Here is an 8,637-nt window from a genome sequence, read left to right as displayed (position 1 = left end):
AAAAAAAGCGATGTGGGGTCCGGGAAAGCTGTGTTCTCTGCAAACCAGCGCGGGTCAGTGTGGCCATGCGGGCTGAGGATCGGCAGTGGCGCAATCGCTTCGTAAAGGCGACGTGCAATTGCGCGCGTCTGAGCGTCGGGAGGGAACAGCCGGTCGGGATGAAGCAGAGCCATCGAGGTTTCCCCGTCGCGAAAGGGTGACAGCGGCAGGCCCTCAGTGTGCATTTGGGCACCGGGTTCGTCAAACGGGCGCACGCTGGCGCAGACTGAAGCAGTGAGTGGCCACGCGGCGCGAAACGGACGAGTGCGTGCGGTGACCGGCCGCGTGCTGGTGCTGGCGATCATCCTGTTCGCGTTGCATGGCACCGCCGCCGATACGGGTGCTCAGCAACTGTTCACGCGCGTGCACCCGGCGATGGCGACGGACTTCACGCTCTACCTGTATGCCTCGGACAAGGCGGCTGCAGATCGTGAGGCGGATCGCGTCTTCGGCATCGTCGATGATGTTGAGCAACTGCTGAGCAATTACCGGCCGCAGAGCGAACTCTCGCGGATCAACCGCGAAGCTGGCCGGCACATGATCACGACGGATCCTGAGACCTTCCGCTTCCTCACGCAGTCGATGACGTGGAGCGCGCGCTCCGATGGCGCGTTCGATATCACCGTTGGACGGCTGATGAAGGAGTGGGGCTTCTTCCGCCACACTGGTCGCGTGCCAACGGATGCTGATCTGGCGCAGGTGCGCGCTTTGACCGGGTGGCAGCGGGTGAAGTTGGACTCAGTGACGCGCCGTGTTCGCTTCAGTGCCGACGGCCTTGAACTCGACCCCGGCGGTATCGGCAAGGGATTCGCTGTGGATGAGGCGGTCGCCGCACTGCGAGCGGATGGTGTGCGCGCAGCGCTGCTGTCGGCTGGTTCGAGCACACTCTACGGACTGGGCGCGCCGCCGGGCACACGTGGTTGGCTGGTGCGTATTCCGGATCCGCTTCATGGCGAGGCGTCGGTCGCGACGGTTCGGCTGCGGGATATGTCGCTGTCGACCGCGAACTGCTCGGAGAAGCACTTCGTCAGCGGCGGTCATACGTATTGCCACATCATGGATCCGCGGACATTACGGCCGGTCGAGGGTCGGCTGCAGGCGACGGTGATCGCGCCTTCAGCGACGGACAGCGATGCGCTGTCGAACGCCGTGTTCGTGCTCGATCACGGCGGACGCGGTAGGCTGATGCGCTCGTTGCCGTACGCGGACGCAGCGCTGGTCGTGCTTCCCGCAGATCGCGGTGAAGCGCAGGAGCGCTGGCGCTGGCCAAACGAGTAGGCTGTTGCGGAAGGGAGCGGTCATTGAATCGACGCGAGTTGCTGGGCGGGGCCTCCGCCGCATGGATGGGGATCGGGTTGGGTGGAGTAAGCGCGTTTGGCGCGGAGAGCGAGACGGAGCGTCACGACGAGGTGCGCATCGGGGTCATTGGACCGGGCAGCCGGGGCCAGGAACTGATCCGGCAGTTGTTACATGTTCCGGGCGCGCGCATCGCGGCGATCTGCGACATCTACGAGCCACGCTATGCGCAGGTGAATCACCTCGCTGGGGTTGACGTCCCCGCGACGCGTGAGTACCAAGAGCTGCTTGCGCGTCGCGACCTCGATGCGATCGTCATCGCGACGCCGCTGGCTCATCACGCAGAGCATGTGCTTGCCGCCCTCAAGACAGGACGCCCAGTGTATGGCGAGAAGGCGCTCGGGTTCACTCCGGAGCAATGCGTGGAGATCTACCAAGCCGCGCGCGCACCGGGTGCGTTGTTTCAGGTCGGCCATCAGTATCGCTACGCGCCGTGGGTGACGGCTGCGATCGACGAAATCCGCAAGGGCAAGATCGGCGAGCCCACGCATGTGTACGCATACTGGCATCGCAACAACAACTGGCGGCGTCCGGTGCCGAGCCCCGACCCGGGCGGTACGCTCGAGCACCTGATCAACTGGCGGCTCTACCGCGAGACGTCCGGCGGCCTGGTGACGGAGCTCGGCTCGCACCACATCGACATCGCGAACTGGGTCTTCGGCGCGACGCCCGAGCGGGTGACCGGCATGACGAGCATCGTTCGCTATCACGATGGCCGCACGGTGGGCGACAACGTACAGGCGGTGTTCAGTTATCCGGGCGGAAGACGGCTGATGTTCAGCGCGCTCACTGACAACGCGCAGGTCGGCAACGAACTTTGGGTCTACGGAACAGAGGGCAGCATGGCGATCACGATTGAAGACGCCACGTTCTTCTACGAGCGCAAGCGCAAGGCGGACCCGCCGCACGTGTCTGGCGAGCAGGTGCTGCAGCACGGGATCACGACCGGCGCCTCTTACGGCACGCAGCAGGAGATGCCGTATCGCGGGCCGGGAGAGCGGCTGCCGGTCACGGTGCAGGAAGATCCGACGCTGACCGCGTGCCGTGCCTTCATTGACAGTGTTCGCACGAAGCAGCACCCGTTGGCCGATGCACGTGTTGGCTATGGCTCCGCAGTGGCGGCCGCGATGGCGAATCGCGCCGTGTACGGCGATGCGAGCCTGCCGATCCCGTCCCTGCCTGCTTAACAGGCAAAAGTAAAAGCCGCCGGTATCTGCCGACGGCCTTTTGCTGTTGCTGCGCAGCCTAGAAGCGGAAGTGCGCCTCGATCTCCACCGTGCGTCCACCCAGCACCTGGTTCGCGCGTCCGAAGTGCGCGGCCGTGATGTTGGTCTCGGGCTGGAACAGGTTGAGTTTGTTGAACAGGTTGTAGGCGTTGCCGCGAATCTCGAGCCGCGCATTCTCACCCAGCCCGGGCACCTTCGGGAGTCCGAAGGCCTTCGTCGCGGTGGCATCCACGTCGAAGTAATGCGGCCCGCGGAAGGCATTGCGGCCGATACCTGGAATTTGCGGCAGGGCAGTGGGAGTCGGCGCGGTCCCGTCCGTGTTTGGCCAGGACTGCGTGTTCTCGACGACAGCTGGCTTTACGAAGTAGACCCCGTCCGCCCCGTTTGTGCCGGAGTTGGAGAAGTTGCCGTTGCTCTGCTTGAACACGTCCGTGCTCTGGCTGGTTCCAGCGTTGCCGAGGTACGCGCCCGGACGCAGGTTGCCCTGTCCGCTGTTCGGGATCACGGCGTTCGAGCCGATGCCGGAGTAGATCGGATTGAACGGGAAGCCGGAGTGTGTGTTCAGGATGCCGCTGAAGGTCCAGCCGCCAGCCAGCTTCTCGGCCCAGCTGTGGTTGCCGTGGAAGAAGACCGGCGAGTAGAGTCCCCAGACTTTGAAGTAATTGCGTACATCGTAGTCGGAGGGTCCGTAGTTCAGGCGAGGCAGGAAGATGTAATCGGGTACCGTGTACGGGCCGGACCCATCGTCGAGCGACTTCGACCAGCGGTACTGCGCATCGAGCTGGAAGTTATGCGCGAACTGGTGTTGCAGTTCGGTGAGCAGAGCGTTGAAGTTCGACCGTCCCTCGTCATAGAACCACGAGATGTAATTGAGCCGCGGGTTGTAAGCGGCCTGACCGGCGAGCACGGCCGGTGCATAGGCCGCGTTCAGATTGGTCTGCAGCGGCAGGTGACGCCCCTGGCTGCCTTGGTAGCCGAGTGTCGCCACCCAGTTGTGGCCCAAGTCGTACTGGCCTTCGAGCGAGAAGCGATAGGTGTACGCAGTCGGCAAATCGGAAGGCAGACCGGTGACGTTGAGCGCCACGCCCGGCGTGGTCGGCAGGTTGTTGGCGTCGAAGGTGGTGCGCAGTGCTGGGTTCGCGGGCAGACCGCCGAGCGCGTAGTTGTTAGAGCCCAGTGCGTACAGAATCTGGTTGCCAGTGAGCGTGGTGTTCTGCGCAAGGAACGGCGGGTTGAAGCGTGTGTTGGTCGTGATGGCAAGCTCGAGCTGGTTGTAACCGATGCCGAACCCGCCGCGCAACACGAGCTTGCCGTTCGCGCTCACCGGGCTCCAGGCAAAGCCCACCTGCGGGCCGAAGTTGTACTTGGGCGGCGTCACCTCATTGCCGCCCACCTGGAAGCGAATGCCGGAGAGCACATTCGCGCCGGTGCCGAGGCGCAGATTCGCGAGATTGCCTCGCTTCTCCGAGAGTGAGCCGAAGTACTCCCAGCGCAGGCCGAGATTGACCGTGAGGTTTGGCTTCAGCTTCCAGTCGTCCTGGATGAAGGCGGAGTACAGGTTGTTGCGCAGGTCCTTGCGGAAGGAGGAGGGCTGGCCGTTGCGAGGGTCTGCGGTTGCAGCTTCACCCACGGGCGCATCGTTCAAAAAATCCCAGTAGTTGAGGAAGGAGTAGGTCGGCACAGCGTTGGACGTCGCCTCGTCGAGATACTCGAGCTTTGTCGCCTCCGCACCGAAGCGGACGTTGTGATTGCCCGCGACCTTGGTGAGTTGGTCGCGCACCGTGTAGGTCGCCTGGTTGAAGACGCTGCCAACCAGCGGTCCGAACTGTTGGAGCCCTGTCGAGCTGTTGTCCGTCTGCAGGGTGCCGAACGAGATGGCATTGGTCGCAGTCTGGATTTTTGCCGAGGGGAGGCCCACAGGTGCCTGCGGATTGCTGGTGACCTCGTTCCACTTCCAGCCGGCGGCATTCACGCGGGCTTCGTTGAGCCAGGTGGGCGAGAAGATGTGATTCCACAACAGCGTTTCAGCATAGTTGAGCTGGTTGTGATGGAAGAGGTTATAACCGCGAGACGGACCGTTGTAGGTCGTCGAGTCGAGCGGCACGTTGTAGATATTGAATGCGACCAGGTCCTTGCTGGTGACCTGGAAGTCGAGTCGTCCATTGAACTGCTGCGCAGTCTGCGTATTCGGCGCAATGGTGGAGACGTAGAAGATGTCCGGAACGCCGTCCAGATTTGCCGGGCTGCCAGTACCGTCGCCGCCTAAGCCGGGCTGCGTCGGGCTGACGTAGGAGGGGTCCTTCGCGCCAAGGGGAAGCCCGACCAGCGGACGCCCGATGTCGAGACCCTGGCCCTCGATGAAGTTGCAGCTCACGCCCTGCACGAGACCGATGTCCGCGCACTTGTGTGGGTCGTTGGGACCTTCGAGCACGCGTGTGTACGCAGCGCCGGCGCCTTTAGCGCCAAGGTATGCCGCGGCGATCGAGCCGCCCGGCGCAGAGCCGTCCAACTGCGGCGTGTCGTACCACCCACCGCCGATGCTCGTTGCGTTGTTGCGAATCGTCTCGTAAGAGAAGAAGAAGAAGACATGGTCCTTCCAGATGGGGCCGCCGACCGTTCCGCCAATCTGGTTGAAGCGCGAGTCATTGCGCTTCGGGTTGTTCTCGGGGTCGTAGCGCTGGTAGGCATTCAGCCCCGGGCGATTCGCCTTGAAAAAGGCCGAGCCATGAAACTGATTTGTGCCGTTCTGCGAGAGCGCCTGAATCTGCGCTGCGCCAGCGCGGCCGAAGGTCGCGTCGTAGCTGTTCGCGGTGACGCGCACCTCCTTGATGGAGTCCTCGCTCGGCGTCACCACGGCGGCGCCCTGCCAGGTCACGCTGTTGATGGAAGCGCCATCGAGCGTGATGTTGTTCTGGTCGGTACGGCCGCCGTTCGCTGAGGCCTGTGGACGGTTCTCCGTGACGAAGATGCCGCTCGCGCCACTCGATCCCCCGGGGCCCTGGTTGCCGGGCAGCGTATTGGTACCGCCTGCCGCACCCTGCGAGGCGTCGCCGAAGACGCCAGGTGTGAGCGACACGAGCTGGAAGACGTCGCGCCCGTAGGACGGCAGGTGCGAGATCTGCTGCTGATCAATCGTCCCGCTGATTTGGCCGGTCTGCGTGTCGATCAGCGGTTTGTCCGCTGCGTTCACCGTGACGGTTTGTGTCGCGCCGCCAGCCTGCAACTGCACGTTGAGCGCGTTGGCCTGCTCGGCGAGAATTTTGACGTTGTTGAGCTGCTTCGGTGTGAAGCCATCGCGCGTCACCTGGACGCGGTAGGTGCTCGGCGGAAGCTGGTTGATGCTGAAGGTGCCGCTGTCGTTGCTGGTGGCCTGGAGGGTGCGGTTCGTCTCCGTGTCGGTGACGGAGACCTGGGCTCCTGGGATGGCTGCGCCGGTCGTGTCGGTCACGGTTCCCTGAATGCTGGCGTTGTACTGGGCCGCAACCGGCAGAGTGCAGACAAGAGCAGCGGAGGCGGCAAGCAGCAACCGCCCGAAGCGGGTGTTGGGGGATGGCGTCATGGTGGACAAAGTCCTTTCTCCTGAAGCGTGATACGCATGCGCACCCGTCTGCCACTCCCGGTGGAGTGGCGCGGTGCGTCGTGTCCTCCACGACCGGTTCGTTCGATGGTTCTCGAATCAATGAGCCGCGAAGAAAAACTACTTCACATGAAGGATGCAAACGGAAGAGAGATCGTTAGCTGCGCTGTGACATATCCACCCTGCGGTGGAGGGAGCGCTTCGCCTTACTGGGGGGTCCAGTGCGGATGAGCGGAGAAGAGCCCGTCCGTGAATGCAATCTGCGCCGTGATGAACAGCCCGAAGGCCACGCTCAGGAGACCGGAGGCGACGGCCATCCCGCGATTCAGCCGGGCAGAGCGGCCGCCGGCCCAGGCGAAGGGCGTGCCGATCACGAGTGTGATCAGCATCATGCCAGCAATCGTGCCCACGCCGAAGACCAGCAGATAGGCGACAGCCCAGTGCGGGTTGCGGATCTCTGCGAGCACCAGCAGCGCCACCGCTGCGGACCCGGCCATGCCATGAATGAGGCCGATCGCGAGCGGTCGGAGTAATTGGTAGAGCCCAAGCCGCTCGAGCAGACGGCCGCCAAAACCAGAGGGAGCCGCATTGGGGGCAATTGCGTGCTGGTGGATGTGCTGGTGCGCGCTGCCGTCGTGCTGGTGCGCGTGGCTGTGGGCCACTGCCGGCTCAGAATCGGGATGGTGGTGATGATGCCCTGGCGTGAAACGGTGTGTGATCCATTGCAGTACGCCCGTCAGGTTGAGCACTCCGAGCAGGATCAGCATGAAGCCGACAATCAACTCCATGGTAAGCCCGATGCGCGGCGGAATGGTCACGCGGAACAGAATGATGAGGATGCCCACCGCAAAGATGGTGACCGTGTGGCCGACGCCCCAGAGCGCGCCGATCAGCCCCGCATGCCGCACGCTGCGCTGGCGCGTCACGATGGTCGAGACCGCGATAACGTGATCGGGGTCTGTGGCATGCCGCATGCCCAGCACGAAACCTAAACCGACGACCGCGAGCACGTTGACCATGATCCCACGGTATAGGATTCGGCGATCGCGCGCCTTCTGGGCGTGGAAGGCGGTTTTGACCAGGTGTGCTTCGGCGGGCAGAGTCGGGCGGTAATCCCCGCACTGGTCTAATCTATTGGGTCACGCGCGACCAGGCGCACCGAGGAGGACGATGTACGGCAGGGTGCAGCAGCTGCTCGAAGGGCGGCTCGGAGAGATCGAGAAGGCGGGGCTGTACAAGCGGGAGCGCGTCATCAGCGGACCGCAGCAGCCCGAGGTGGCCGTGGCCAGCGGCACCGTGCTGAACCTGTGCGCGAACAACTATCTCGGGCTCGCCAATCATCCGGCCATTGTCGAAGCAGCCGAAGCCTCGCTGCGCGACTGGGGCTATGGGTTGGCGAGCGTGCGCTTCATCTGCGGAACGCAGCAGATCCATAAGCAGCTTGAGGACCGGCTGAGCGCCTTTCTTGGCATGGAGGACACCATCCTCTATGGCTCCTGCTTCGACGCCAACGGGGGGCTCTTCGAAACCTTGATGGAGCCCGAGGACGCGATCATCTCGGACGAGCTGAACCATGCCAGCATCATTGACGGCATCCGGCTTTCGAAGGCAGCGCGCTTCCGCTACAGGAACTGTGACATGAGCGACCTCGAAGCAAAGCTGCAGGAGTCGAGCGGCGCCCGCACTCGCATGATCGCGACCGATGGCGTCTTCTCGATGGACGGCTACCTTGCGAAGCTGCCTGAGATCTGCGACCTGGCCGAGAGGTACGACGCGCTGGTGATGGTGGATGACTCGCACGCCGTCGGCTTTATCGGCGAAGACGGGCGCGGAACGCCAGAGGCCTGCGGCGTGGAGGGTCGGGTGGACATCCTGACGGGTACGCTCGGCAAGGCGCTGGGCGGCGCCAGTGGCGGGTACACCAGCGCGCGTAAGGCTATCGTCGATCTGCTGCGCCAGCGCTCCCGGCCCTACCTGTTTTCGAATTCCGTCGCGCCGCCGATCGTCGCAGCATCGCTCAAGGTGCTCGACCTGGTCACTGCGTCCGGGGCACTGCGCGAGCAGTTGCGCGCGAATACGCAGTTCTTCCGTGAGCAGATGACGGCCCTCGGCTTTAACATCCTCCCCGGCGATCATCCGATCGTGCCGGTCATGTTCGGGGATGCAGTTGTGGCCTCGAACATGGCCGAGCTGCTGCTCACCAAGGGCATCTACGTCGTCGCGTTCTCATTTCCCGTGGTGCCGCATGGCAAGGCGCGCATCCGCACGCAGATCTCGGCCGCGCACACCCGCGCGGAGCTTGAGTTCGCGGTGGCGAAGTTTGCCGAGGCCAAGCAGGAGCTAGGCCTCTAACCCGCAGCGCCGTCGCGCAACTTTCCGCCTCTCCCGCTGTTACCCCTTTCGTGGGAGCGGTATCCGGTCCCAGATCGGGTTCAATAG

5 protein-coding genes and 1 pseudogene are annotated in these 8,637 nt (G+C 63.8%); 3 read left to right on the top strand and 3 right to left on the bottom strand.

All coding sequences use genetic code 11. The features are described from left to right. Positions 1-173 (bottom strand): annotated as a pseudogene (locus AC5IJH_RS15825) (glucuronate isomerase); the annotation flags it as partial. A gap of 100 nt (positions 174-273) precedes the next feature. Between AC5IJH_RS15825 and AC5IJH_RS15820 the strand changes: the two are divergent. Further along, the gene (locus AC5IJH_RS15820; protein WP_491903799.1) at positions 274-1,317 is read left to right on the top strand and encodes an FAD:protein FMN transferase; all 1,044 of its coding nucleotides are present in this window, start codon (positions 274-276) and stop codon (positions 1,315-1,317) included. A 23-nt stretch (positions 1,318-1,340) separates the two neighbouring features. Next, complete coding sequence (locus tag AC5IJH_RS15815) at positions 1,341-2,582, top strand: Gfo/Idh/MocA family protein (protein ID WP_491903798.1); 1,242 nt, start codon at positions 1,341-1,343, stop codon at positions 2,580-2,582. A 58-nt stretch (positions 2,583-2,640) separates the two neighbouring features. Here AC5IJH_RS15815 and AC5IJH_RS15810 read toward each other — a convergent pair whose 3' ends face one another. Continuing rightward, positions 2,641-6,180: a TonB-dependent receptor gene (locus AC5IJH_RS15810; RefSeq protein WP_491903797.1), complete on the bottom strand. Its 3,540-nt coding sequence runs from the start codon at positions 6,178-6,180 to the stop codon at positions 2,641-2,643. Between the two features lie 224 nt (positions 6,181-6,404). Then, complete coding sequence (locus AC5IJH_RS15805; protein ID WP_491903796.1) at positions 6,405-7,217, bottom strand: high-affinity nickel-transport family protein; 813 nt, start codon at positions 7,215-7,217, stop codon at positions 6,405-6,407. A gap of 151 nt (positions 7,218-7,368) precedes the next feature. On the opposite strand from AC5IJH_RS15805, the gene AC5IJH_RS15800 reads away from it, so the two are divergent. Then, complete coding sequence (locus AC5IJH_RS15800; protein ID WP_491903795.1) at positions 7,369-8,550, top strand: glycine C-acetyltransferase; 1,182 nt, start codon at positions 7,369-7,371, stop codon at positions 8,548-8,550. Positions 8,551-8,637: the final 87 nt, after the last annotated feature.

Origin of the sequence: Candidatus Dedyshia acidiphila (assembly GCF_051025295.1) — a bacterium.
Lineage (GTDB): Bacteria > Acidobacteriota > Terriglobia > Terriglobales > Acidobacteriaceae > KBS-83.
The sequence above is the reverse complement of the archived record's forward strand: the minus strand, read 5'-3'. Positions and strand labels throughout refer to the sequence as shown.